Annotated in this window: 26 protein-coding genes, 1 tRNA gene and 1 riboswitch; of the genes, 8 read left to right on the forward strand and 19 right to left on the reverse strand. The window is 69.3% G+C overall.

The genetic code is table 11. From position 1 onward, the window contains the following. Positions 1-241: 241 nt before the first annotated feature. From IE318_RS26170 to IE318_RS26180, 3 genes are all read right to left on the reverse strand, one after another. The gene (locus IE318_RS26170; protein WP_189904231.1) at positions 242-562 is read right to left on the reverse strand and encodes a DMT family transporter; all 321 of its coding nucleotides are present in this window, start codon (positions 560-562) and stop codon (positions 242-244) included. A gap of 37 nt (positions 563-599) precedes the next feature. After that, a riboswitch (guanidine-III (ykkC-III) riboswitch) is annotated at positions 600-663 on the reverse strand. A 74-nt stretch (positions 664-737) separates the two neighbouring features. Next, the gene (locus IE318_RS26175; RefSeq protein WP_030167393.1) at positions 738-1094 is read right to left on the reverse strand and encodes a GroES family chaperonin; all 357 of its coding nucleotides are present in this window, start codon (positions 1092-1094) and stop codon (positions 738-740) included. Positions 1095-1137: 43 nt separating this feature from the next. Beyond that, positions 1138-1467, reverse strand: a complete 330-nt coding sequence (locus IE318_RS26180; RefSeq protein WP_189904233.1) for a DUF3618 domain-containing protein — start codon at positions 1465-1467, stop codon at positions 1138-1140. Between the two features lie 130 nt (positions 1468-1597). Between IE318_RS26180 and bcp the strand changes: the two genes are divergently transcribed. Together bcp and IE318_RS26190 are read left to right on the forward strand one after the other, a co-directional pair. Then, positions 1598-2065, forward strand: a complete 468-nt coding sequence (gene bcp / locus IE318_RS26185) for a thioredoxin-dependent thiol peroxidase (RefSeq protein WP_030167387.1) — start codon at positions 1598-1600, stop codon at positions 2063-2065. Positions 2066-2104: 39 nt separating this feature from the next. Continuing rightward, positions 2105-2188, forward strand: a tRNA-Leu gene (locus tag IE318_RS26190). 33 nt (positions 2189-2221) lie between these two features. Here the strand turns inward: IE318_RS26190 and rdgB are convergent. From rdgB to IE318_RS26210, 4 genes are all read right to left on the reverse strand, one after another. Beyond that, positions 2222-2824 carry an RdgB/HAM1 family non-canonical purine NTP pyrophosphatase gene (rdgB, locus tag IE318_RS26195; RefSeq protein ID WP_030167384.1) on the reverse strand — a complete coding sequence of 201 codons (603 nt, stop codon included), beginning with the start codon at positions 2822-2824 and terminating at the stop codon, positions 2222-2224. Between the two features lie 22 nt (positions 2825-2846). Continuing rightward, positions 2847-3257 (reverse strand): hypothetical protein, encoded by a 411-nt coding sequence (locus tag IE318_RS26200; RefSeq protein WP_030167381.1) that lies wholly within the window; start codon positions 3255-3257, stop codon positions 2847-2849. A gap of 150 nt (positions 3258-3407) precedes the next feature. Next, on the reverse strand, positions 3408-4145 hold the full coding sequence (rph, locus tag IE318_RS26205) for a ribonuclease PH (protein ID WP_030167378.1): 738 nt from the start codon (positions 4143-4145) through the stop codon (positions 3408-3410). A 96-nt stretch (positions 4146-4241) separates the two neighbouring features. Then, positions 4242-4475, reverse strand: a complete 234-nt coding sequence (locus IE318_RS26210; protein WP_030167375.1) for a PTS sugar transporter subunit IIB — start codon at positions 4473-4475, stop codon at positions 4242-4244. A 192-nt stretch (positions 4476-4667) separates the two neighbouring features. On the opposite strand from IE318_RS26210, the gene IE318_RS26215 reads away from it, so the two are divergent. Next, positions 4668-5963 carry a PTS transporter subunit EIIC gene (locus IE318_RS26215; protein ID WP_189904235.1) on the forward strand — a complete coding sequence of 432 codons (1296 nt, stop codon included), beginning with the start codon at positions 4668-4670 and terminating at the stop codon, positions 5961-5963. A gap of 142 nt (positions 5964-6105) precedes the next feature. Continuing rightward, complete coding sequence (locus tag IE318_RS26220) at positions 6106-7359, forward strand: PTS transporter subunit EIIC (protein ID WP_189904237.1); 1254 nt, start codon at positions 6106-6108, stop codon at positions 7357-7359. A 66-nt stretch (positions 7360-7425) separates the two neighbouring features. Here the strand turns inward: IE318_RS26220 and IE318_RS26225 are convergent, their stop codons facing one another. Then, positions 7426-8178, reverse strand: coding sequence for an MBL fold metallo-hydrolase (locus IE318_RS26225; protein ID WP_189904239.1), 753 nt, complete (start codon positions 8176-8178; stop codon positions 7426-7428). Positions 8179-8390: 212 nt separating this feature from the next. Between IE318_RS26225 and IE318_RS26230 the strand changes: the two genes are divergently transcribed. Continuing rightward, positions 8391-8846: a type II toxin-antitoxin system PemK/MazF family toxin gene (locus tag IE318_RS26230; RefSeq protein ID WP_030167365.1), complete on the forward strand. Its 456-nt coding sequence runs from the start codon at positions 8391-8393 to the stop codon at positions 8844-8846. Positions 8847-8848: 2 nt separating this feature from the next. Here IE318_RS26230 and IE318_RS26235 read toward each other — a convergent pair whose 3' ends face one another. From IE318_RS26235 to clpS, 9 genes are all read right to left on the reverse strand, one after another. Next, positions 8849-9424 carry a hypothetical protein gene (locus IE318_RS26235; protein ID WP_189904241.1) on the reverse strand — a complete coding sequence of 192 codons (576 nt, stop codon included), beginning with the start codon at positions 9422-9424 and terminating at the stop codon, positions 8849-8851. A 154-nt stretch (positions 9425-9578) separates the two neighbouring features. Continuing rightward, entirely contained in the window at positions 9579-11648 is a 2070-nt protein-coding gene (locus IE318_RS26240; RefSeq protein ID WP_189904243.1) for a putative Ig domain-containing protein, read from the reverse strand. 286 nt (positions 11649-11934) lie between these two features. Beyond that, complete coding sequence (locus IE318_RS26245) at positions 11935-12885, reverse strand: PLP-dependent cysteine synthase family protein (protein ID WP_030167359.1); 951 nt, start codon at positions 12883-12885, stop codon at positions 11935-11937. Between the two features lie 5 nt (positions 12886-12890). Continuing rightward, positions 12891-13169, reverse strand: coding sequence for a MoaD/ThiS family protein (locus IE318_RS26250; protein WP_030167357.1), 279 nt, complete (start codon positions 13167-13169; stop codon positions 12891-12893). 117 nt (positions 13170-13286) lie between these two features. Then, the gene (locus tag IE318_RS46555) at positions 13287-13382 is read right to left on the reverse strand and encodes a putative leader peptide (RefSeq protein WP_362035247.1); all 96 of its coding nucleotides are present in this window, start codon (positions 13380-13382) and stop codon (positions 13287-13289) included. Positions 13383-13461: 79 nt separating this feature from the next. Then, on the reverse strand, positions 13462-13884 hold the full coding sequence (locus IE318_RS26255; protein ID WP_189904244.1) for a M67 family metallopeptidase: 423 nt from the start codon (positions 13882-13884) through the stop codon (positions 13462-13464). A gap of 136 nt (positions 13885-14020) precedes the next feature. After that, positions 14021-15442, reverse strand: a complete 1422-nt coding sequence (locus IE318_RS26260) for an amino acid permease (protein ID WP_030167350.1) — start codon at positions 15440-15442, stop codon at positions 14021-14023. 351 nt (positions 15443-15793) lie between these two features. Continuing rightward, positions 15794-16399: a DUF2017 domain-containing protein gene (locus IE318_RS26265; RefSeq protein WP_189904246.1), complete on the reverse strand. Its 606-nt coding sequence runs from the start codon at positions 16397-16399 to the stop codon at positions 15794-15796. A 72-nt stretch (positions 16400-16471) separates the two neighbouring features. Beyond that, positions 16472-16789 (reverse strand): ATP-dependent Clp protease adapter ClpS, encoded by a 318-nt coding sequence (gene clpS, locus IE318_RS26270; protein WP_030167345.1) that lies wholly within the window; start codon positions 16787-16789, stop codon positions 16472-16474. 111 nt (positions 16790-16900) lie between these two features. Here clpS and IE318_RS26275 point away from each other — a divergent pair, with 111 nt between their 5' ends. Together IE318_RS26275 and IE318_RS26280 are read left to right on the forward strand one after the other, a co-directional pair. Next, a complete protein-coding gene (locus IE318_RS26275; protein ID WP_030167342.1) occupies positions 16901-18247 on the forward strand; it encodes a nicotinate phosphoribosyltransferase in 1347 nt (448 codons plus the stop codon). A 70-nt stretch (positions 18248-18317) separates the two neighbouring features. Then, the gene (locus IE318_RS26280; protein ID WP_189904248.1) at positions 18318-18905 is read left to right on the forward strand and encodes an isochorismatase family protein; all 588 of its coding nucleotides are present in this window, start codon (positions 18318-18320) and stop codon (positions 18903-18905) included. 144 nt (positions 18906-19049) lie between these two features. Here the strand turns inward: IE318_RS26280 and IE318_RS26285 are convergent, their stop codons facing one another. Together IE318_RS26285 and IE318_RS26290 are read right to left on the reverse strand one after the other, a co-directional pair. Next, positions 19050-19394, reverse strand: coding sequence for a hypothetical protein (locus IE318_RS26285; RefSeq protein WP_030167337.1), 345 nt, complete (start codon positions 19392-19394; stop codon positions 19050-19052). A gap of 120 nt (positions 19395-19514) precedes the next feature. Next, positions 19515-21857 (reverse strand): immune inhibitor A domain-containing protein, encoded by a 2343-nt coding sequence (locus IE318_RS26290; protein ID WP_189904250.1) that lies wholly within the window; start codon positions 21855-21857, stop codon positions 19515-19517. Between the two features lie 422 nt (positions 21858-22279). Between IE318_RS26290 and IE318_RS26295 the strand changes: the two genes are divergently transcribed. Continuing rightward, a complete protein-coding gene (locus IE318_RS26295; RefSeq protein WP_189904377.1) occupies positions 22280-22597 on the forward strand; it encodes a hypothetical protein in 318 nt (105 codons plus the stop codon). The last annotated feature ends 51 nt before the right edge of the window (positions 22598-22648 follow it).

A 22648-nucleotide genomic window follows, 5' to 3' on the forward strand; every position in this document is an offset into this window, starting at 1 on the left:
ACGAGATCCTCGACAAGGTGGCCGCCTACTGCCGAAGAATCTCTGACTCAGGTCACTAGGGCCTGTCCGGCGGATCATGGCGCAGACGCGGGGGCTGGCACGCCCATCTGCGGCGTTGTCGTCACTCGCCGACGCTCCGCGTCGACTCCCTCCTCCGCCTTGCACCTGGACGCACCAGCCCCCGCTCACCTGAGTTGACCGGCGCCGCCGCTTGCCTGCACCTTGATCCGCCGGACAGGCCCTAGTGGCCGGAGGTGGCCTTCAGCCCCACCACCGCCACCAGCAGCAGACACACGAAGAAGATCCGGGCGGCGGTCGCCGGCTCCCCCAGCACCACCATGCCGAGCACCGCCGCACCGGCCGCCCCGATGCCCACCCACACGCCGTAGGCGGTACCGATGGGCAGGGAACGGGAGGCGTAGGACAGCAGCAGCATGCTCGCGACGATGCCGGCGCCGGTCAGCACACTGGGGACGGGTCGGGTGAAGCCATCGCTGTACTTCATCCCGATCGACCAGCCGACCTCCAGCAGACCGGCGAGGACAAGCAAAACCCAGGCCACGACGGGCACCTCCGAGACGATTCACTGACGAACGGGGGGTGCGTCGTCTTTGCCTGCATCCCGGTACGGCGCGTCTCGTCGGGCTCCTCTTCGAGGCTAGCAAAACGAACGGACGGCCAAGAGGCACGACAAAGGGGCTGGTGACAACGGTCACCAGCCCCTCGGCTCCGTCACGTCACAGGTACAGACCGGTGGAGTCCTCCGACCCCTCGAACCGGTCCGCGGCCACGGCGTGCAGATCACGCTCACGCATCAGCACGTACGCGGTGCCCCGCACCTCCACCTCGGCCCGGTCCTCCGGGTCGAACAGGACCCGGTCGCCCGGCTCCACGGTCCGCACGTTCTGCCCGACCGCGACGACCTCCGCCCAGGCCAGCCGGCGTCCCACCGCCGCCGTGGCGGGAATCAGGATGCCGCCGCCCGAACGACGCTCGCCCTCGCCCGTCTCCTGCCGGACCAGTACCCGGTCGTGCAGCATCCGGATGGGCAGCTTGTCGTGATGGGTGCTGTGCTCGTTTCTGTTGGCGCTCACGCCTCGAACCTACCTGCCTTCAGCATGTCCGTACGTGCCTGGGTCAGCCCCGGCGCCTGCGCGCGCCCAGGGCGAGCAGACCCACGACCCCGACGGCGACCAGCGCGACCGGCACGATCCGCTCCAGACGAGGCGCGCCGTCCCCGTCGACGAACTGGGCGCGCACATCGCTGACGACTCGGTTGACCTGTACATAGGCCCGTCCGAGGGTGTGGTCGACGTGGGAGGTGACCTTGGCCTTGGCATCCGCGACGATGGTCTTCGGGTGCACCCGCACGCCGATCTCGTCGAGCGTCTCGGCCAGCACCTCGCGACGGCGCCTGATGTCCGCCTCGATCTCAGCCGGGGTCCTGGTGTCCGCCGTGTCCGCCACCGTACCGCCTCCGCAGTCCACTGATGCCTGTTCAGTACAGTCTGTCAGCTTCGGCCGGGACCGCGCTGTCGGCACCCCCGGTTACCCTCGGACCGACACGGTATTGGCACGCACGAGGAGACGAGCTTCGATGACCGAGCGACTCCAGCCCGGGGACGTGGCCCCCGCCTTCACCCTCCCCGACGCCGACGGAAACGAGGTGTCGCTGGCCGACCACAAGGGCCGCAAGGTCATCGTCTACTTCTACCCGGCCGCCCTCACCCCCGGCTGCACCAAGCAGGCCTGCGACTTCACCGACAACCTGGCCCTCCTGGCCGACGCGGGCTACGACGTGCTCGGCATCTCCCCCGACAAGCCGGAGAAACTGGCGAAGTTCCGCGAGCAGGAGTCCCTGAAGGTCACCCTCCTCGCCGACCCCGACAAGAAGGTCACCGAGGCCTACGCCGCCTACGGCGAGAAGAAGAACTACGGCAAGACGTACATGGGCGTCATCCGCTCCACGATCATCGTGGACGAGAACGGCAAGGTCGAACGAGCCCTGTACAACGTCCGGGCCACGGGCCACGTAGCCAAGATCATCAAGGATCTCGGTCTCTGAGGTGGCTGCCCGGCCAGTAGCATGGCCGGGCAGCACCGAGCGGCCGTGGTGGAATTGGCAGTCACGCTGGGTTTAGGTCCCAGTGGGGTAACTCCCGTGAGGGTTCGAGTCCCTCCGGCCGCACCGACTCCGGTCCGGACGGCCCTGACGGCCATCTCAGCCGAGCAACTCCCGTACCACCGGCACCAATGCCCGGAACGCCTTGCCGCGGTGGCTGATCGCGTTCTTCTCGGCGGGGGTCAGTTCGGCGCACGTCCTCGACTCGCCGTTCGGCTGGAGGATCGGGTCGTAGCCGAAGCCGTTGGTGCCGGCGGGGGCATGGCGTAGTACGCCGCTCAGTTGGCCTTCGACCACCCTTTCCGTGCCGTCCGGCAGGGCCAGGGCTGCCGCGCAGGCGAAGTGGGCCCCCCGGTGCTCCTCCGCGATGTCCGAGAGTTGGGCGAGGAGCAGGTCCAGGTTGGCCTGGTCGTCGCCGTGGCGGCCCGCCCAGCGGGCGGAGAAGATGCCGGGGGCGCCGCCGAGGACGTCCACGCAGAGGCCGGAGTCGTCCGCCACCGCCGGGAGGCCTGTCGCCTGGGCCAGGGCATGGGCCTTCAGCAGGGCGTTCTCGGCGAAGGTGACGCCTGTTTCCTTGACGTCGGGGATCTCCGGGTAGGCGTCGGTGCCGACGAGTTCGTGGGGGAGGCCTGCGTCGGCGAGGATCGCCCTGAGTTCGGTGATCTTTCCGGCGTTGCGGGTGGCGAGGATCAAGCGGGTCATGCTCACCAGTATCGGGGGACCGTCAGGGCGTGCAGACCTTGGTCAGTTCGCCGGCTGCGTCGGTGACCGGGGTGACGTCCGGGGTCTTGTCGCCGTTCCTGACGGCGGTGCGGACGTTGTCCACGGCCTTGCCCAGGTCGTCGACGGCCTTGTTGACGTCGGTGTTGTCCGTCTTGTCGCCGATTTTCTTCAGGTCCTTCTCGATGGCGGCGAGGGCTTCGTCGGTCTGCGTCGGGTCGTTCGACGCGTTCTGGACCGCTTGCTGGAGGTCGGTGACGCTGTCGGCGATGGAGTCGGCGGTCTGGACGCAGTCCAGGGCCTTGCCGACCGCGTCGCATCCGGTCAGGGCGGAGACGGCGAGTGCGACGGCGGCCGTGGTGGCGGCGATGGCGGTGGTGCGGCCCGGGCGTCGTCGGTGGCGGCTCGCGGCCATGGTTCGGTTCCCTCCCTGTGGTGGCCGGGCGTACGGCGGTGGTGCCGTGCGCCCGTACCGGTAGGGACGCGGGCCGGGTGGCCGGGGTTGCCCTCGACGGTCGCCTGTCTTGAGGCTCCCTTTACTTTTCTTGCTGCTTTTCCGGCTTTTCTACTTTTCGCGGGTGCTTTCGAGTGCCGTGCGCTGGATCGCGGCGAGGTCCGTGCAGCCGGCCACGGCGAGGTCGAGCAGGGCGTTGAGTTCGTCGCGGGCGAAGGGTGCGGCCTCGGCGGTGCCCTGGACCTCGACGAAGCGGCCGTCGCCGGTGCAGACGACGTTCATGTCGGTGTCGGCGCGCACGTCCTCCTGGTAGCAGAGGTCGAGGAGCGGGACTCCTCCGACGATGCCGACGGAGACCGCGCTGACGGTGCCGGTGAGCGGCTGGCGGCCGGGCTTGATCAGTTTCTTGGCCTGGGCCCAGGCGACGGCGTCGGCGAGGGCGACGTAGGCGCCGGTGATGGCCGCGGTGCGGGTGCCGCCGTCGGCCTGGAGGACGTCGCAGTCCAGGACGACGGTGTTCTCGCCGAGTGCCTTGTAGTCGACGACGGCGCGCAGGGACCTGCCGATGAGGCGGCTGATCTCGTGGGTGCGTCCGCCGATCCTGCCCTTGACGGACTCGCGGTCGCCGCGGGTGTTGGTGGCGCGGGGCAGCATGGAGTATTCGGCGGTGACCCAGCCCTCGCCGCTGCCCTTGCGCCAGCGCGGGACGCCTTCGGTGAAGGAGGCGGTGCACAGGACCTTGGTGTCGCCGAAGGAGACGAGGACGGAGCCTTCGGCGTGCTTGCTCCAGCCGCGTTCGATGGTGACCGGGCGGAGTTGTTCGGGGGTGCGGCCGTCGATTCGAGACATGGTGCCGAGCCTAGTCCCCTGCGCGGAAGGGGCTCCTCCCGTGTCGGGAGGAGCCCCTTCCAGGTGAACCCGGCGGTCCGTGTGGACCGCGGAGGGTCACATCATGTCTTCGATCTCCGCAGCGATGGGGTCGGCGTCGGTGCCGATGACGACCTGGATGGCGTTGCCCATCTTCACGACGCCGTGGGCGCCTGCTGCCTTGAGTGCGGCCTCGTCGACCAGTGAGGCGTCGTTGACCTCGGTGCGGAGGCGGGTGATGCAGCCCTCGACCTCTTCGATGTTGTCGATGCCGCCGAGCCCGGCAACGATCTTCTCAGCCTTGCTGGCCATGTTCCTTCTCCCTGATCCGAAACCGCTTTGTGGCAGTAACCCACAGTTGGCCCATCTTCGCGAGCGGTCGTGCCGTGGGTGCCGAAGGATGGCGTTCACGACAGCGGAACCGTGCGTCAACTGGTCTACACCACCGTTGGCGCGGTGGCCAAACGCGTGCCGCGCCCAGGAGCGGAGCCGGGGAGGACGCCCATGAGTGCCGACAGCGCCGACGCCAGGGTCTCTCCCGTGCGCGAGCGCTGGAACACCCTGTTCCAGGGTCTGCAGAAAATGGGGCGCAGTCTTCAGCTGCCGATCGCCGTGCTGCCGGCGGCGGGCATCCTGAACCGGCTGGGGCAGCCGGATGTGTTCGGCAAGGACGGGCTGGGCTGGACCGATGTCTCGAAGGTGATGGCGGGGGCGGGCGGCGCGCTGCTCGACGGCCAGCTGGGGCTGCCGATGCTGTTCTGCGTCGGTGTGGCGATCGGTATGGCGAAGAAGGCGGACGGCTCGACCGCGCTGGCGGCGGTGGCGGGCTTCCTCGTCTACTACAACGTGCTGCACCAGTTCCCGATCACCTGTCCGGCGGGCGCGAAGGTGGCCGCGACCGGCTGTCAGGCGGCGAGCGGGACGGTGACGGCGTTCACGTACCAGAATCCGGGGGTCTTCGGCGGGATCGTGATGGGGCTGCTGTCCGCTTTCTTCTGGCAGCGTTTCCACCGGACGCGGCTGGTGGACTGGCTGGGGTTCTTCAACGGCCGTCGGCTGGTGCCGATCGTCATGGCGTTCGTGGCGATCCTCTTCGCCGCCCTGTGTCTGTGGGTGTGGCCGCCGATCGGTGACGGGCTGGAGAGTTTCAGCGACTGGCTGCACGACGCGGGGGCCTGGGGTGCCGGGATCTTCGGTCTGGCGAACCGGGCGCTGCTGGTCATCGGCCTGCACCAGTTCCTGAACGTGCCGCTGTGGTTCCAGTTCGGCAGTTACACCAAGCCCGACGGGACGGTGGTGCACGGCGACATCAACATGTTCCTGGCCGGCGACCCGAACGCGGGCCTGTTCACCTCGGGCTTCTTCCCGATCATGATGTTCGCGCTGCCGGCGGCGGCGCTGGCGATCACGCACACCGCCCGGCCGGGCCGGCGCAAGGAGGTCGGCGGGCTGATGCTGTCGGTGGCGCTGACGTCGTTCGTCACGGGGATCACCGAGCCGCTCGAGTACTCGTTCATGTTCATCGCTCCGCTGCTCTACGCGGTGCACGCGGTGCTGACCGGTGTGTCGATGGCGGTGACGTGGGCGCTGGGCGTGCACGACGGGTTCAGCTTCTCGGCGGGCCTGATCGACTATGTGATCAACTGGAACCTCGCGACCCGGCCGTGGGCGATCGTGCCGATCGGGTTGTGCTTCGCGGTGGTGTACTACGCGGTCTTCCGTTTCGCGATCACGAGGTTCGACCTGCGGACTCCGGGGCGTGAGCCGGAGGAGGAAGTGGAGGACACCACCAGGGCCTGATGGCCCCTCCAACGGCCGAAACAGCACCCCTACGGCCCGTAGCGGAACGGTCGCAAGTTCGCGGGTTCCTTACCTCACCTTCATCGTGCTACAACAGGTCTACACCACTGAGTGGTGTAGACCACCACCCGATGGAGGACGAATGAGCACCGCCACCGCGACATCGTCGGCGGCTCCCGCAAAGAAGCGGGGTTCAGGCCTGTTCCAGGGCCTGCAGAAAGTCGGTCGAAGCCTTCAGCTTCCGATCGCCGTACTCCCGGCGGCGGGCATCCTGCTCCGCCTGGGGCAGGCGGACGTGCACGACAAGCTGAACCTGCCCGACAAGGTTACGGCTGTCTTCGCCACGGCCGGTGGCGCGATCTTCGACAACCTGCCGCTGCTGTTCTGCATCGGTGTCGCGATCGGTTTCGCCAAGAAGTCCGACGGCTCGACGGCGCTCGCCGCCCTGGTCGGCTTCCTGGTCTACAGCAATGTCCTGAAGGCGTTCCCGGTCACCGAGGCGAAGGTCCAGGCGGGCGCGGACATAGCCGCCACGTACAACAACCCCGGTGTGCTCGGCGGCATCCTGATGGGTCTGCTGTCGGCGGTGCTGTGGCAGCGCTACCACCGCAAGAAGCTGGTGGACTGGCTCGGCTTCTTCAACGGCCGTCGCCTGGTGCCGATCATCATGGCGTTCGTCGGCACCGCGATGGGTGTCGTCTTCGGTCTGATCTGGAAGCCGATCGGTGAGGGCATCTCCGACTTCGGTGAGTGGATCACTGGTCTGGGCGCCGCCGGTGCCGGTCTGTTCGGTCTGATCAACCGTGCGCTGATCCCGGTCGGCATGCACCAGTTCGTCAACACCGTCTCGTGGTTCCAGATCGGCGACTTCAAGAACGCGGCCGGCGACGTCGTCCACGGCGACCTCAACCGCTTCTTCGCCGGTGACCCGACCGCCGGTCAGTTCATGTCCGGCTTCTTCCCGATCATGATGTTCGGCCTGCCGGCCGCCGCGCTCGCCATCGCGCACTGCGCCCGTCCGGAGCGCCGCAAGGCCGTCCTGGGCATGATGGTCTCGGTCGCGCTGACCTCCTTCGTGACCGGTGTCACCGAGCCGATCGAGTTCTCGTTCATGTTCATCGCCCCGGTGCTCTACGCGATCCACGCTGTGCTGACCGCCGCCTCGATGGCGATCACGTGGGCGCTCGGCGTGCACGCCGGCTTCACCTTCTCCGCGGGCCTCATCGACTACGGCCTGAACTGGAACCTGGCGACGAAGCCATGGCTGATCATCCCGATCGGCCTGGTGTTCGCAGCGATCTACTACGTGACCTTCCGCTTCGCCATCACCAAGTTCAACCTCCCCACCCCGGGCCGTGAGCCCGAGGAGGAGGTCGAGGACCTCACGAAGGCGTGAGTCCTCCCCGGACGTGAGAAGGCCCCCGAGCGCACTGCTCGGGGGCCTTCTCGTGTCGCCGCGGTGTCAGATCTCGTACACCGCTCCCGGCGCCGCCAGTTCCACCGGGCCGTTGTAGACCGCGCGGGCGTGGGCGAGGTTGATCTGGGGGTCGGTCCACGGGGGGATGTGGGTGAGGACGAGGCGGCGGGCACGGGCGCGGGCGGCGGTCTCGCCCGCCTCGCGGCCGTTGAGGTGGAGGTCGGGGATGGATTCCTTGCCGTCCGTGAAGGCCGCCTCGGACAGGAACAGGTCGGTGTCCCGGGCGAGTTCCTCAAGGGCCTCGCTGACGCCGGTGTCGCCCGAGTAGGTCATGGCGCGGCCGCCGTGCTCGATCCGGATGGCGTACGCCTCCACCGGGTGGGCCACCAGCTCGGTGTGCACGGTGAAGGGGCCGATGTCGAAGGTGCCCGGCTTGACCGTGTGGAAGTCGAAGACCTCGCTCATGGACGAGGCGGTCGGGGTGTCGCCGTAGGCGGTGGTCAGCCGGTGCTCGGTGCCCTCGGGGCCGTAGACCGGCAGGGGGGCGCAGGGCCCGCCGTCGTGCCGGTAGTAGCGCGCGACGAAGTAGGCGCACATGTCGATGCAGTGGTCGGCGTGCAGATGGCTCAGGAAGATCGCGTCGAGGTCGTAGAGACCGCAGTGGCGCTGCAGCTCGCCCAGGGCGCCGTTGCCCATGTCGAGGAGCAGCCGGAAGCCGTCGGCCTCTACGAGGTAGCTCGAGCAGGCCGATTCCGCGGACGGGAACGACCCCGAGCAGCCGACGACGGTGAGCTTCATGGAGAAGAAACCTCCGCTGGCGGGACAGATACAGAAGGTGACGGGGGTCGTGCGGTCCGTCGAGCGTAAGGCGCGAAACGGCCGGTCGCTCCTCCGGCAAGGGCGGTTGTGGGCGAACTCACCTGTGGTGTCACCGGTTCGGCTGGACGTGGGGCGCATGAGGTGTGAAAGAGGGCGCGCGCTGAAGGTCTCGCGCCGGTACCGTCGTCCTTATGGACACGTCGTGGTGGCTGGCGCTCGCGGCAGTGGTACTGCTCGCGCTCGTCGCCACGCTCGTGGACGGGTGGGGGCGCGGTCGCCGGCCCTCGGGGCGCAGGACGCGGCCGCCGGGGCGTGTGCTGGGGCGGGGCGGTGCGGCCCGGCCGCAGCCGGCGGAGATCTGGTGGGCGAACGTGCCCTACGAGGAGGGCTCGGGGGCCGGTGACCGGCCCTGTCTGGTGCTGTCCGTGCACGGCAAGCGGGCCCGGGTCGCCAAGATCACCAGCCGGTACCACGACGAGCGGGCCGGGGTGATTCCCCTGCCACCCGGCTCGGTGGGCGACGCGCAGGGGCGGACCAGCTTCCTGGAGACCGACGAGGTGCGGGAGGTGCCCGTGTGGGACTTCCGGCGCCGGGTGGGGGTCGTGGACCCGGTGCTCTGGGACCAGGTGCGCTACCTGGCCGGCTGAGGTCATGGTCGCGTCACCCTCACGGTGACCGTCCACTCCTGGATGCCCATGCAGGAGATCTTGTGGGGGCCGGTCGCGCACAGCGGGCGGGAGGAGGTCAGCCGGGCCGTGCCGGGCGCGGTCGCGGTGTAGGCGGCCAGGGCGTCGCCCGGCATGATCACGATGCCCGGGTCGGCCCCTTTCAGGACGGTTCCGGTGGCCTTGACCGGGGCCCAGGGGCGGTCCTTGGTGCCGTCCAGGGTGAGGCGCAGATACCCGCCGACGGTGAGGCAGACGGTGCGGCCGGAGTCGGCGGCGCCGAGCTGGGCCTGGCCGGTGCAGCCGGAGGGGGCCTTGGAGGCGGGCGCGGACGAAGTGGCCGAGGCGGAGGCCGGCGGCGACGCCGAGCTGCCGCCCTCGGAGCCCTCGGAACTCGCGGAACTCGCGGAACTCGCGGAACTCGCGCCCGCGGAACCCGGGGTGCCGCCGCCCTTGCCGTCGTGCTGCGCTCCGCAGCCGGTGGCGAGCAGGGCCGCTGCCGCCGCCGTGGCGACGGCGACGGCGGTGCGGTGGAGCGTCGTGGACGTCGTACGGCGCATGGGGCGGCCGCCTTTCTGCTGTCCCGGTCACGGGTGCCCAGTGCCCTGATGCCGATGTGACGTCTTTCCAGCACATCAGGATCCGCTCCCCCGCGCACGCCGGAGCCCCGGCCGGTGCGTGCCCGCCCGGCCGGGGCCCTGTGCGACTCGCGGATCAGCTGGTCGTGATCGCCGTGTCGTCGACGACGAAGCTGGTCTGCAGGGAGGAGTCCTCGCTGCCGCTGAACTTCAGCGTGACCGTGGAACCGGCCAGCGAGGACAGGTCGAAGGACTTCTGGGCGTAGCCCGAGGCGGCGTTGACGTTGGAGTACGTCGCCAGGCTCTGCGAGCCGGCCGTCACCGTGAGCTTGTCGTAGGCGGTGCTGCCGCTCTCCGACGTGTCGATGTGCAGGTAGAACGTGAGCGTGGCCTTGCAGCCGGCGGGGATGGTCACCGACTGGGACAGGGTGTCGGTGTGGGTGGTCCCGTAGCCGTCGAGCCAGGCCTTGTAGGAGCCGCTGTGGGCGGGCTCACCGCTGTCGTTGGTGATGACGCCGCTGGTGGCGGTCCAGGTGGTGTTGCCGGACTCGAAGCCCGGGTTGCCGAGCAGCTGCGCCGAGGTGCAGGTGCCGCCGGAGGAGCCGACGGTCCAGGTGAAGGAGGCCGAGCCGGAGGCGCCGGTGGAGTCCTTGGCGGTGACCGTGACCTGGTAGGTGCCCGCGGTGGACGCGGTGCCGGAGATCAGGCCGGTGGAGCTGTTGACGGACAGTCCGGTCGGCAGGCCGGTGGCGCTGTAGGTGAGGGCGGCGCCGGCGCTGTCGGTGGCGTGTATCTGGAGGCTGACGGAGCTTCCGGTGGTGGTGGACTGGCTGCCCGGGTTGGTGACGGTCACCGTGTTGCCGCTGGTGGTGCCGGAGGTGAAGGCGGTGGTGCCGTTGGGGGTGCCCCAGCCGGTCGGGCCGTCGTAGCCGGTGCGGGCGGTGCAGAAGTACGAGGTCGAGCAGGAGCCGTTGCTGCCGCTGGTGACGTCGTACAGGTTGCCGGTGTGGGAGTACGGGTACTTCGCCGGGTAGTCGCTGCTGCCCGGGGTGCCCGCCAGGGCGTAGACGCCGGCGATGATCGGGGCGGAGGCGCTGGTGCCGCCGTAGACCGCCCAGCCGGAACCGCCGTAGGTGTCGTAGACGGCGACGCCGGTGGCGGGGTCGGCGACCGCGGAGACGTCGGCCTCCATGCGCTTGGCGCAGCCGGTGTCGGTCTGCCAGCTGGGCTTGGGGTCGTAGGCGGAGCAGCCGGAGCCGGTGCCCTCGGTGGAGTTGGTGTGCCAGACGCTCTCGCTCCAGCCGCGGGAGTTGGAGGCGGTGGTCAGCGCGGTGCCGCCGACGGCGGTCACGTACTGGGAGGTCGCCGGGTACTCGGCGCCGTAGCCGGAGTCACCGGCGGAGACGGTGATGGCGACGCCCGGGTGCTTGAAGTACTGGGAGTCCTCGGTGGTCTGGCCGGACGCCTCGCCGCCGCCCCAGCTGTTGGAGACGAACTTGGCGCCGAGGGCGACGGCCTCGTTCTCCGCGATGCCGAGGTCGGTGTCGTTGGCCGAGTTGGCCTCCACGAGGATGATGTTGCAGTTGGGGCAGACGGCGCTGACCATGTCGATGTCGAGCGCCTCCTCGCCGGCCCAGCCGGTGTCGTTGGAGGGCAGCGAGGTGGTGGAGCCGGTCTGGCTGACCTGCTTGAAGCAGCCGTTGGCCTTGGTGCACGGCGACAGGCCGTAGGTCGAGCGGTAGGTGGCCAGGTCCGACTCGGCGTTGGGGTCGTTGTAGGCGTCGACGACGGCGACGGTCAGGCCGGAGCCGCCCGTGGTGGGCAGGTTGTAGGCGCTGTGCAGGTTGGCCGGGGAGAGGCCGGAGGGCGCGGCGGCCGCGAGCGCCGAGGCGAGGCGCTGCTTGATGTCGGTGCGGCGCTGGGCGAAGCAGGAGGCGTGGCCCGGCTCGGCGGTGGCGCACAGGTGCTGGGTGGGGACCTTCTGGCCGGCCTTGCCGGTGGAGTGGAAGATCTGCCGCCCGGGGTCGGTCAGGGCCTTGGTGTTCTGCGCGGTTTTCGTGAGGTGCGGCTGCGCCGTGGCGGCGGGCTGGGCGCCGGCCGTGGGGGCGGCGACGAGTCCGGCGACGGTGAGGGCGAGGGCGGGGAACGCGACGGCGAGGAGTCTTCTCAGACTCCGTCTCCGCCGGCTCGGGCGTGACTCACGCATGGGGTACTGCCTCCGGTTGACGTGGGGATTCGCACTGGATTGGCAGCCCGTGACGCGCGTAGCGGCGGCGAGACCGCGCAGTCATGAGCATGACACTCACAGACGCCTGTCATGGCGCTGGGTGAGCGTGACATGACAGGGCGCGGTAGGAACGTAATACCAGGGCCGTGCTACCCGGCAGTACCGGAGCGAATTCTTTGCGTCTCCATAGGATGCGCTTAGCCCCCACATGAGAGAGGGGGCCGCGCGTGCCCGAGCAGGACCGGAGCCTGTCGCGAAGAAGGCCCTACGCCCAGAGCTGGCCCTGGAGCGTCTCGATGGCCTCTTCCGTGGTGGCGGCCGTGTAGACGCCGGTGGAGAGGTACTTCCAGCCGCCGTCGGCGACGACGAACGCGATGTCGGCGCTCTGTCCCGCCTTGACCGCCTTCCTGCCGACGCCGATGGCCGCGTGCAGGGCCGCGCCGGTGGAGACGCCCGCGAAGATGCCCTCCTGCTGGAGGAGTTCACGGGTGCGGGTGACCGCGTCGGCGGAGCCGACCGAGAAGCGGCTGGTGAGGACGGAGGCGTCGTAGAGCTCGGGGACGAAGCCCTCGTCGAGGTTGCGCAGGCCGTACACCAGGTCGTCGTAGCGCGGTTCGGCGGCGACGATCTGTACGTCGGGCTTGTGCTCGCGCAGATAGCGGCCGACGCCCATCAGGGTGCCGGTGGTGCCCAGGCCTGCGACGAAGTGCGTGATCGAGGGCAGGTCGGCGAGGATCTCGGGGCCGGTGGTGGCGTAGTGGGCGCCGGCGTTGTCCGGGTTGCCGTACTGGTAGAGCATCACCCAGTCCGGGTGCTCGGCGGCCAGCTCCTTGGCCACGCGCACGGCGGTGTTGGAGCCGCCCGCGGCCGGGGAGGAGATGATCTCCGCTCCCCACATGCCCAGCAGGTCCCGGCGCTCCTGCGAGGTGTTCTCGGGCATCACGCACACCATGCGGTAGCCCTTGAGCTTGGCCGCCATGGCCAGCGAGATGCCGGTGTTGCCGGAGGTGGGCTCGAGAATCGTGCAGCCCGGGGTGAGCCGGCCGTCCTTCTCCGCCTGCTCGACCATGTGCAGGGCGGGGCGGTCCTTGACGGAGCCGGTCGGGTTGCGGTCCTCCAGCTTCGCCCAGATGCGGACGTCGGCGGACGGCGAGAGCCGCGGCAGGCGCACCAGAGGGGTGTTGCCGACCGCGGCCAGCGGAGAGTCGTACCGCATGCCGATCAGGCCATACCACCGGCGACGGCCGGCAGGATCGTCACGTTGTCGCCGTCGGCGAGCTTGGTGCTGATGCCGTCCAGGAAGCGGACGTCCTCGTCGTTGAGGTAGACGTTGACGAAGCGGCGCAGCTGGTCGCCGTCGACGATGCGGGCCTGGATGCCCGGGTGCCGGGCCTCGAGGTCGGCGAAGAGCTCGGCGAGGGTCTCCCCATTCCCCTCCACCGCCTTCTGGCCGTCGGTGTAGGTGCGGAGGATGGTCGGGATACGGACCTCGATGGCCATGGTTGCGGGCTCCTGTCAGGAAGGTGTCGTCGATAGGGTGCGGCGCGCGATGGGTTCTCCCAGGCGTTCAGCACGGGAAAGCGCCGCGGCTCACGGCCGGACGGCGGCAGGAGAACGTCAACAGATGGCGCTGTTCAGCCTGCACAGGTCGACGTGCAGCCGCGCCACGAGCAGCACGCCCGGCGTCTTGTCGCTCACGTCGTTCAGAACCATGCGGTCATCGTATCGATTCCCGGCCCGTGCCCCAGAGTGTGATCTCGCCCTTCGGACTGCTTTCGTCCGTGATGCGGGATCAGTAGGCCTCGACCACCTTGACCTCCTCCTCCGTGACCTCGCCCTCCACGATCCGGAACGAGCGGAACTGGAACTCGCCGGCTCCGTCGGTGTCGGCCGTGGACACCAGGACGTAGTGGGCGCCGGGCTCGTTGGCGTAGGAGATGTCGGTGCGGGAGGGGTAGGCCTCGGTCGCGGTGTGGGAGTGGTAGATGATCACCGGCTCCTCGTCGCGGTCGTCCATCTCGCGGTAGAGCTTGAGCAGGTCCTGGGAGTCGAACTCGTAGAAGGTGGGCGAGCGGGCCGCGTTGAGCATGGGGATGAACCGCTCGGGGCGGCCGGCACCCACGGGACCGGCGACCACGCCGCACGCCTCGTCGGGGTGGTCCTCGCGGGCGTGGGCGACGATCTGGTCGTAGAGCGACTGGGTGATGGTCAGCATGGGGCACAGGATAAGCAGAAGGGCCGTTCCGTACCGGGGAGTGGTACGGAACGGCCCACATGGCGGACGCCCTGAGCGGCAGCGGGAGCGGGTTCCACGAGTATCCGCTCCCGCTGGACGTCCGGTCCCTGAGAGGTCAGCGCCTGCTGAAGGCGGCGGCCTCCGGGTTGCGGCGCCTGAGCACCCAGTAGGCGACGCCCAGGATCACGCCCCACAGCGGCGCACAGTACAGGGAGATGCGGGCGTCCTTGTCGATGCCCATCATCACGATCACCATGCCGATGAACGCCAGCGCGAACCAGCTGGTGAACGGGGCGCCCGGGGCGCGGAACTCCGAGCGGGGCAGCTCGCCGCGGTCGGCCTTGGCGCGGTAGCGGATCTGGCTGATCAGGATGACGATCCAGGCCCACATGCCGGAGATGGTGGCGAAGGACACCACGTAGTCGAACGCCTTGCCCGGCCACTGGTAGTTGATCCACACGCCGACCAGCATCAGCGCGGCGGAGAACGTCGTGCCGACGAGCGGGGTGCCGCTGGGCGTCAGCTTGGTGAAGAACTTCGGGCCCTGGCTGTTGAGCGCGAGGTCGCGCAGCATGCGGCCGGTGGAGTACATGCCCGAGTTGCAGGACGACAGGGCGGCGGTCAGGACGACGAAGTTCACGATGCCCGCGCCGGCGGCCAGACCCATCTTCTGGAAGGCGGCGACGAAGGGGCTCACGCCCGGGTGGAAGTTCGTCCACGGCACGACCGACAGGATCATGATCAGCGCGCCGACGTAGAAGACGGCGATGCGCCACGGCACGGTGTTGATCGCGCGGGGCAGCACGGTCTTGGGGTCCTTGGACTCGCCCGCGGTGACACCGACCAGCTCGACGGCGAGGAAGGCGAACATCACCATCTGCAGCGTCATCAGCGTGCTGCCGACACCGTGCGGGAAGAAGCCGCCCTCGTTCCACAGGTGGGCCACGGAAGCGGTGTCGCCGGCGTCGGAGAAGCCGATCGTCAGGATGCCCGCGCAGATGAGGATCATGCCGATGATCGCGGTGACCTTGACCATCGAGAACCAGAACTCCAGCTCACCGAAGAGCTTCACGGAGATCAGGTTCGCGCCGTAGAGGACGACGGTGAAGACCAGGGCGGACAGCCACTGCGGGATGTCCCACCAGTACGTCATGTAGGCGGCCGCGGCGGTGACCTCGGTGATGCCGGTGACGACCCAGAACAGCCAGTACGTCCAGCCGGTCACGAAGCCCGCGAAGGGGCCGATGAACTCGCGCGCGTACTCGGAGAAGGAACCGGACACCGGGCGGTACATCAGCAGTTCGCCGAGCGCCCGCATGATGAAGAAGATCACGAGGCCGGCGATGGCATAGGCAAGGATCAGACTGGGCCCGGCCTTGGAGATGCCCTTGCCCGCGCCGAGGAAGAGGCCGGTGCCGATGGCACCGCCGATGGCGATCATCTGGATCTGCCGGGCGCCGAGCCCGCGCTGATACCCCTCGCCGTCCCGCGCGGCCTCTTTGCCGTCGCGATGCTGGTCGACCTGCACTGAGGTCATGGATGGTGCGCCTTTCTCCATGCCGACCCGGGCCTTGAGTCGGCCGCGGATCGGGTCCCGATCCCCCCGGATGTGATGGAGCTGGTGCCAACCGACGGTCGTCGGCGTGGTGGCGCACCCGGCGGACATGGGTGGTGTTCGCCGGGCGGTCGTGAAGATGTACCACGAGCTTTACAGAGATCACAGGTGTGGCCTGTGATGCATCACATAACTAGAAACACCCAAAGGCCACCTGAATCGGGCATACGGGGGCACCGCGGTAACAGGATCGTTATGCGGATCTGAGCGTCCGCTGAGCGAACGCAGAAGCAGCCGAAATGGGATCGATCTGGATCGATCCGGGCATGCCGATCAGGGCATGAGGGTGGTGACGAGGGTCTCCTGGAGCCCGCCGAGCCACAGATACGCCATCACCATCGGCTTGCGCGGGTCCTCGTCGGGGAGGGTGTAGAGATCGTCGGCGTCGTCCTCGTCGGTGATCTCCAGCCGGGAGCCGATGGCCAGGCGCAGGTCGTTCAGGGCGCCGAGCCAGCGCCGGGACTCCTGTGGCGACAGCTCCAGCACGGCACCGCCCTCGCTTGCCGGGGACAGCTCGTTGAGGGAGTGGACCACCGCGAGCGCGTTCTCCCGTTTGCCGGCGCGCAGGTCGTTCTCGGTGTAGCGGCGGAACTCCGCCGAGTGGGCGCGCTGCTCGGCCGCCTCCTGCGGGCCGGCCGGCTGCTCCTCGGGGTCGCTGTAGGCGTCCGGGAACAGCCGCTTGAGGACCGGGTCGGTGGGCGGCTCGCTCGGGCCCTCGGCGAAGAGCTCGGCGAGCGGGTCGGCGGGGGCGTCCTCGGCGGGGCCGGGGCCGATCAGCTCCAGGAGCTGCACGGCCAGCGACCGGATGATGGAGATCTCCACCTCGTCGAGGGCGACGGCCGCGCCGCCGCCGGGGAGCGGTTCGAAGTGTCCTGGCATGGAAGGGGTTCGCTGCTTCCGGTCGGTCCGGGCTGTCCTGCTGCCCACGGCTGCTGGATGGCTGCTGCGCGACTACTTGCGGTCCTGCTGGAGCGTGGCCCACAGACCGTAGCCGTGCATGGCCTGAACGTCCCGTTCCATCTCCTCGCGGCTGCCACTGGAGACGATCGCCCGGCCCTTGTGGTGGACGTCGAGCATGAGCTTGGTGGCCTTGTCCTTGGAGTAGCCGAAGTACGTCTGGAAGACATACGTCACATAGCTCATGAGATTGACGGGATCGTTGTGGACGATCGTCACCCAGGGGACGTCCGGCTCAGGTACGGCGGAGACCTCTTCCGCCGACTCGGTCTTCTCGATCTCGATGGGTGCGGCTGCCGTCACATGGCCCATGCTGCCACTACAGGGGGGTGGGAGCACAAACAGGCAGGGCGGCGGCCGGGTGGTGGCGGGCGAGAAATCTTAAATCGTCAGACTGACGAAATGGGAGTACGATTCCTCGTCATGAACACAGCGGACCTCAGGCTGCCGGTGGACGTTCCCTCGACGGCGCTCTTCACCGACCAATACGAGCTGACGATGCTGCAGGCCGCTCTGCGGGCCGGGACGGCCGGGCGGCGCAGCGTCTTCGAGGTCTTCACCAGGCGGCTGCCCGACGGACGCCGGTACGGCGTCGTGGCCGGGACCGGGCGCGTCCTGGACGCGGTGGAGAACTTCCGCTTCGACGCGGGCGTCCTCGGCTTCCTGCGCGAGCGCGGAGTGGTGGACGAGGCCACCCTCCAGTGGCTGGCCGACTACCGGTTCAGCGGCGACGTCTGGGGCTATCCCGAGGGCGAGGTGTACTTCCCGGGCTCGCCGATCATGCGGGTCGAGGGCTCCTTCGCCGAGTGCGTGCTGCTGGAGACCGTGATCCTGTCGATCCTCAACCACGACTCGGCGATCGCGGCCGCCGCCTCCCGGATGTCCTCGGCCGCCGGTGACCGGCCGCTGATCGAGATGGGCGCCCGCCGCACCCACGAGCTTGGCGCCGTCGCCGCCGCGCGCGCCGCCTACGTCGGCGGCTTCTCCAGCACCTCCGACCTGGCCGCGGGCTTCCGTTACAACATCCCCACCGTCGGCACCGCCGCCCACGCCTTCACCCTGCTGCACGACTCCGAGCGGGACGCATTCCGCGCCCAGGTCGACTCGCTCGGCCGGGGCACCACGCTGCTGGTGGACACCTACGACGTCGCCGAGGCCGTCCGTACGGCCGTGGAGATCACCGGGCCCGAGCTGGGCGCCGTGCGCATCGACTCCGGCGACCTGCTGCTGGTCGCGCACCGGGTACGGCAGCAGCTGGACGAGCTGGGCGCCCGCGACACGAAGATCGTCGTGACCTCCGACCTCGACGAGTACGCCATCGCCTCGCTCGCGGCGGCACCCGTGGACGCGTACGGCGTCGGCACCCAGCTCGTCACCGGCTCCGGCCACCCGACCTGCTCGATGGTCTACAAGCTGGTCGCCCGCGCCGAGTCCGCCGATCCGAACGCTCCGCTGACGCCGGTGGCGAAGAAGTCCAGCGGCGGCAAGACCTCCATCGGCGGCCGCAAGTGGGCGGCGCGCCGGCTGGACGCCTACGGGGTCGCGGAGACCGAGGTGGTGGGCACCGGCCCGGTGCCCGACGAGCTGGCCGGCCGGCAGCTGCTGGTGCAGCTGGTCAAGGGCGGCGAGGTCGTCGGCCGCGAGCCGCTGGACGCCGTACGCGACCGGCACGCCGCCGCCCGCGCCAACCTCCCGCTGTCCGCGACCCAGCTCTCCCGCGGGGAACCAGTCCTTCCGACGGAGTACGTCCACGAGCGCTCGGGTAACTAAAGCGGGTGCCCGCTTCAGCACCGCCGAGAGCTGGTTCCGCCCACTGATCCGAGACCGAAGGACACCCACCATGCGCCGCGCCTTGATCGTCGTCGATGTGCAGAACGACTTCTGTGAGGGGGGCAGCCTCGCGGTGGCCGGTGGGGCGGACGTCGCCGCCGCGATCACCGATCTGATCGGGCAGGCGCCCGCCGGGTACCGGCACGTGGTGGCCACCCGCGACCACCACATCGCGCCCGGCGGGCACTTCGCCGACGACCCCGACTACGTCCGCACCTGGCCCGCGCACTGCGTGGCGGGCACGGAGGGCGTGGGCTTCCACCCGAACTTCGCGCCCGCCGTCACCTCGGGCGCGATCGACGCGGTCTTCGAAAAGGGCGCGTACGCGGCGGCCTACAGCGGCTTCGAGGGCGTCGACGAGAACGGCGTGTCCCTGGCCGACTGGCTGAGGGCCAGGGAGATCACCGAGGTCGACGTGGTCGGGATCGCCACGGACCACTGTGTGCGCGCCACCGCCCTGGACGCCGCGAAGGAGGGCTTCCGCACCCAGGTGCTGCTGGACCTCACCGCCGGGGTGGCCGCGGAGACCACCGAACGAGCCCTGGAGGAGCTGCGCCGCGCGGGCGTGGAGCTGACGGGCAAGCCGGTGGTGGCGTAGCCCGGGGGCCCAGCCCGCCCCGGCTCCCTTGGCGTGGCCCGGAGGCCCGGCCCTCCCCGGCCCTTTGGGGGCGTCTCGTCGATCAGGCCGGATCAGGGAGCGGTGCCAGGCGCCGCGAGCCCGGCATGATCGCCGAGACACCTCCTACGCCTGGGCGGGTGTGTGCGGGCGCAGGAGGGTCCTGATCGGGTGCCACAGCTCCGGGGGGCCGACGGGGACGCCGACAGCGTTGTCCCGGGACGTGCGCCATATCAGGCCGTCGGGGTGGTGCAGCACCGCGGTGATCTCGTCCGGGGTGGGCGGGGCGGCGTTGCCCCGCAGGTAGACCGCGCGCAGGCCCAGGTTGCGCAGCCTGGTCAGGGCGCGGGCGCGGTTGCGGGCGTGGACGAGCACGCGGACGCCGCCGACGCCGTCGGGGGCGGCGCCGGGCAGGTTCAGCGCCACCACCACCGTGCCGTTCGGCAGCTTGCTGAAGCCTCCTGCGGCCATGTGGTCACATCCCCGTTCCGGTCGGTGTCAATAAGAGAGCCACAGCAGGCACCTAAACACGATCGGCGGCAACCCGCCAGGGGTTACCGCCGATACGCGTGTGACCTGCGCGTTTGCTGACTACTTCACCGCGCTGCCGACCTCGAGCTCGATCGTCGAGCCGTCCTTGGCCACCTTTTCGATCTTGATCTTGGTGTTGGTGTCAGTGATCTTGACACCGGCCGCCGGGTTCGACGCGTCGTAGTAGGTGTTGGTGTGGTCGTTGAAGACCGACACCCCCTTCTGCGACTTGATCCACACCGGCACGTCCGCCTTGTGCAGCGTGATCGCGTCCGTGCGCTCCAGGGTGAACGGGGAGTCGTACGCCTGGAACCGGTTGCGCAGCAGCGTGCCGTCGGTCCACTTCAGCGGCGTCGGGTGCGAGTCGACCGGCAGGATCAGACCGGTGCCGGGGTGGTCGCCGGTGTTGTTGTCCGGCTGTGAGGTGTCCCACTTCCAGATCAACAGGCCGTTCTGGTACGGGAGGTGCTCAACCCAGTCCGGACGGGTCGTCGAGAAGCCGAAGTTGTACGGGCCGACCTGAAGGGTCTTGTCGTACGACACGTACTGACGGTTCTCGGCGATGTAGTACTGCTTGTAGTCCTTGGTGAAGGACGCGCCGATGCGGGAGAAGCCGGCCGCCGTCCAGGCCGGGTCGGCGCTCTCCGCGTTGTCCGAGAAGACCGCGGAACCGTCCGCCGTCACCGTGATCCGGTCGGCCGCGAAGCCCTTGAGCGCCACACCGCCGTCGGTCTGGTAGCGGAAGCGCAGGTCGAACTTCTTGCCCGCGTAGGCGTCGAGCGGGTACGACAGCTTCGCGTACGCGTCGATCGAACCCGTCAGCCCCGGCTTGTCGCTGGCGTCGCGCGGGATCGGCTGACCGTTCACCGTGCCGTCCAGGGCGGTCCAGTTGGCGCCGCCGTCGGTCGACACCTCGGCGTAGAGGTAGTCGTACTCGGCCTCGATGTCGTACCAGCCGTCCAGGGACAGCGTGGCCGAGGACTTGCCGGTCAGGTCGACCGAGCGGGTCAGCGTGTTCTTCAGGTCGTTGCCACTGCCGCTCCACCACTGGCTCGCGCCCTCGGCCGGGGTGACCACCTCGGTCTTGACCGCCTTGTCGGGCAGCGAGACGACCAGCGCCTGCTTGTGCTTGGTGTTGTACTCGGCCACGCCCAGCTTGTGCCACGAGTTCACGCCGGCCTTGGCCGTGTCGTAGTTGAGCCAGCCCAGCTGGAGCTTGTCCCAGGCGTTCATGTCGCCGGGCAGGTTGCCGATGGCCTCCTTGCCCGTACCCAGCCAGGAACCGGACGACATCAGCGTCCAGAACCCGGTCGAGTTCTCGCCGCCGTTGGTGTCGTACTCGTCCGGCAGACCGAGGTCGTGGCCGTACTCGTGGGCGAAGACGCCGAGTCCGCCGTTCTCCGGCTGGATGGTGTAGTCGCCGACCCAGATGCCGGTGTCGCCGATCTGGGTGCCGCCGAGCTTGTTCTCGTCCGGGCCGGTCGCGCCGGCGTCGGTGCCGAAGGCGTACCAGCGGTGGGCCCAGATGGCGTCCGTGCCCTGGGCGCCGCCGCCCGCGGACTCGTCCTCGCCGGCGTGCACGATCTGGAAGTGGTCGATGTAGCCGTCGGGCTCGTTGAAGTTGCCGTCGCCGTCGTGGTCGTAGCGGTCCCACTGGTCGAACTGGGCGAGCTCGGTGCGGATCTCGGCCGCGGTGTCACCGGCGGCCTCGCGCTGGGCGACCCAGGCGTTGACGCCGTCCCGGACCGCGTACCAGGCGGCGGAGTCGCCGGCCTTGTTGGAGCCGTAACGGGCCTCGTTGTAGGGGACCTTGACCCAGTCGGTGACCTCGCCGTCGACCGAGTAGCGGCCCGAGGACTGCGTCTCGTAGTACTTCTTCAGCGACTCGGTGTCCTTGCCGGTGCCGAAGTACAGGTCCTGGTAGTGCTTCTGGTTGTAGTCCGCCTGCCAGTCCGTACTGTTGTCCTTCGTACGGTCGGGGGCGGCTATCTGGTTGTGCTGCGGGCCGGGCGTGCCGCCGTAGCGGCTGTCGACCTGGTCGCCGAACTCGACCAGGATCGTGAAGATCTTGTCGGTCTTCTCACGGCCGAGTTCGACGTACTTGCTGTCGCCCTTCTTGCCCTTGAGCTGGACGACCTTCGAACCGTCACGGTCCTTGACCGTGGCCTTGCCGGATATGACCTGGTTGAGCGCTTCCTGGCGCTGAGCTTCCTGGGTCTTGCTCAGCGGACCGTCGAAGTCGTGCTCCTTCTGACCCGACAGCGGGTCGTGCCGGTCCACCGAGGCGGAGCCGCTGCCCGTGGGGGCGGCCTCCGCGACGGCGAACGTCGAGAACGTGGCGGTGGCCGCCGCGAGGGCGACACCGATCGCGGCCGTTCTGAACGTCCAGGGTCTACGTGTCACTTGATGTCCTCCCCTGACGCGTTCGGCGCGCGGAGAGGCGGTCTCAGGCCACGACAAAGGTCCGCGCGCGATCAACGCGTGTAGTCAAGTGACGACATTTGACTAGAGGTTTACGAGAAAAGACAGACCTTGACTTGGACAGTTCAAGTGCACTATGCGGAGCTGGGGTTCGCTTTACGGACGGCGTGGACGGGCGTCCGGGGCGGCCCGCCGGGTGGGCGGCGCGTGGGACCGGGGGCGGGGTGCGAGGCGTGACTCCGTGCGCCCCCTGTGCATCGGCACCGTGGGTTAGGTCACGCTTACCGGCCGTTCCGCTCGGGCATGCAGGGGATTAAAGTCGATTGGCGGAACGCCCGGAAGTCGGCGGAAAGCCAGGCCGTCACCCCGTCTCGCCCCCAAATTCTTCCGAGGACACGATTGCCATGCCTCGTCCGACCGCCGCACAGCTCGCCTACGGTTCCTGCACCGTGATCCTCTCGACGCTCGCCATGCTGCTGCTGTCACAGACGAGTTCGGGCCTGGGCATCGCGGTCGTCGCCCTCGCGGCACTCGCGCTGGGAATCCTGGTCGCCATGACCGTACCGCTGCCGAAGGCGCACGCGGCGGCCGCCGCGGCTGCCGCCCGGGACACCCGGGACGCCCGGACCGTCGAGCACGTCCAGGCGCCCGCCCGGGAATGGCGAGAGCCCGTCTCCGCGGGCGCGGAGACAGGCCAGGGCGGGTCCGGCGGGGGTTCCTGACGCCGCGTCGGGCGGGACCGGCCCCAGGCGCGTTCGGCGCCCTCGGCACGC

Origin of the sequence: Streptomyces spiralis, from assembly GCF_014654675.1 — a bacterium.
GTDB classification, from domain to species: domain Bacteria; phylum Actinomycetota; class Actinomycetes; order Streptomycetales; family Streptomycetaceae; genus Streptomyces; species Streptomyces spiralis.

Excerpts from the sequence above, each read along its gene's own strand:
- IE318_RS26225 (WP_189904239.1), bottom strand. The coding sequence starts at position 8,178 with ATGAAGCTCACCGTCGTCGGCTGCTCGGGGTCGTTCCCGTCCGCGGAA.
- IE318_RS26255 (WP_189904244.1), bottom strand. The coding sequence starts at position 13,884 with ATGCTGACCATCACCCAGTCGCTCTACGACCAGATCGTCGCCCACGCC.
- IE318_RS26280 (WP_189904248.1), top strand. The coding sequence starts at position 18,318 with ATGCGCCGCGCCTTGATCGTCGTCGATGTGCAGAACGACTTCTGTGAG.
- IE318_RS26275 (WP_030167342.1), top strand. The coding sequence starts at position 16,901 with ATGAACACAGCGGACCTCAGGCTGCCGGTGGACGTTCCCTCGACGGCG.
- IE318_RS26245 (WP_030167359.1), bottom strand. The coding sequence starts at position 12,885 with ATGCGGTACGACTCTCCGCTGGCCGCGGTCGGCAACACCCCTCTGGTG.
- IE318_RS26210 (WP_030167375.1), bottom strand. The coding sequence starts at position 4,475 with ATGGCCAGCAAGGCTGAGAAGATCGTTGCCGGGCTCGGCGGCATCGAC.
- IE318_RS26295 (WP_189904377.1), top strand. The coding sequence starts at position 22,280 with ATGCCTCGTCCGACCGCCGCACAGCTCGCCTACGGTTCCTGCACCGTG.
- IE318_RS26240 (WP_189904243.1), bottom strand. The coding sequence starts at position 11,648 with ATGCGTGAGTCACGCCCGAGCCGGCGGAGACGGAGTCTGAGAAGACTC.
- IE318_RS26260 (WP_030167350.1), bottom strand. The coding sequence starts at position 15,442 with ATGACCTCAGTGCAGGTCGACCAGCATCGCGACGGCAAAGAGGCCGCG.
- IE318_RS26235 (WP_189904241.1), bottom strand. The coding sequence starts at position 9,424 with ATGCGCCGTACGACGTCCACGACGCTCCACCGCACCGCCGTCGCCGTC.
- rdgB (WP_030167384.1), bottom strand. The coding sequence starts at position 2,824 with ATGACCCGCTTGATCCTCGCCACCCGCAACGCCGGAAAGATCACCGAA.
- clpS (WP_030167345.1), bottom strand. The coding sequence starts at position 16,789 with ATGGGCCATGTGACGGCAGCCGCACCCATCGAGATCGAGAAGACCGAG.
- IE318_RS26265 (WP_189904246.1), bottom strand. The coding sequence starts at position 16,399 with ATGCCAGGACACTTCGAACCGCTCCCCGGCGGCGGCGCGGCCGTCGCC.
- IE318_RS26215 (WP_189904235.1), top strand. The coding sequence starts at position 4,668 with ATGAGTGCCGACAGCGCCGACGCCAGGGTCTCTCCCGTGCGCGAGCGC.
- bcp (WP_030167387.1), top strand. The coding sequence starts at position 1,598 with ATGACCGAGCGACTCCAGCCCGGGGACGTGGCCCCCGCCTTCACCCTC.
- IE318_RS26220 (WP_189904237.1), top strand. The coding sequence starts at position 6,106 with ATGAGCACCGCCACCGCGACATCGTCGGCGGCTCCCGCAAAGAAGCGG.
- IE318_RS26250 (WP_030167357.1), bottom strand. The coding sequence starts at position 13,169 with ATGGCCATCGAGGTCCGTATCCCGACCATCCTCCGCACCTACACCGAC.
- IE318_RS46555 (WP_362035247.1), bottom strand. The coding sequence starts at position 13,382 with ATGGTTCTGAACGACGTGAGCGACAAGACGCCGGGCGTGCTGCTCGTG.
- IE318_RS26285 (WP_030167337.1), bottom strand. The coding sequence starts at position 19,394 with ATGGCCGCAGGAGGCTTCAGCAAGCTGCCGAACGGCACGGTGGTGGTG.
- IE318_RS26230 (WP_030167365.1), top strand. The coding sequence starts at position 8,391 with ATGGACACGTCGTGGTGGCTGGCGCTCGCGGCAGTGGTACTGCTCGCG.
- IE318_RS26200 (WP_030167381.1), bottom strand. The coding sequence starts at position 3,257 with ATGGCCGCGAGCCGCCACCGACGACGCCCGGGCCGCACCACCGCCATC.
- rph (WP_030167378.1), bottom strand. The coding sequence starts at position 4,145 with ATGTCTCGAATCGACGGCCGCACCCCCGAACAACTCCGCCCGGTCACC.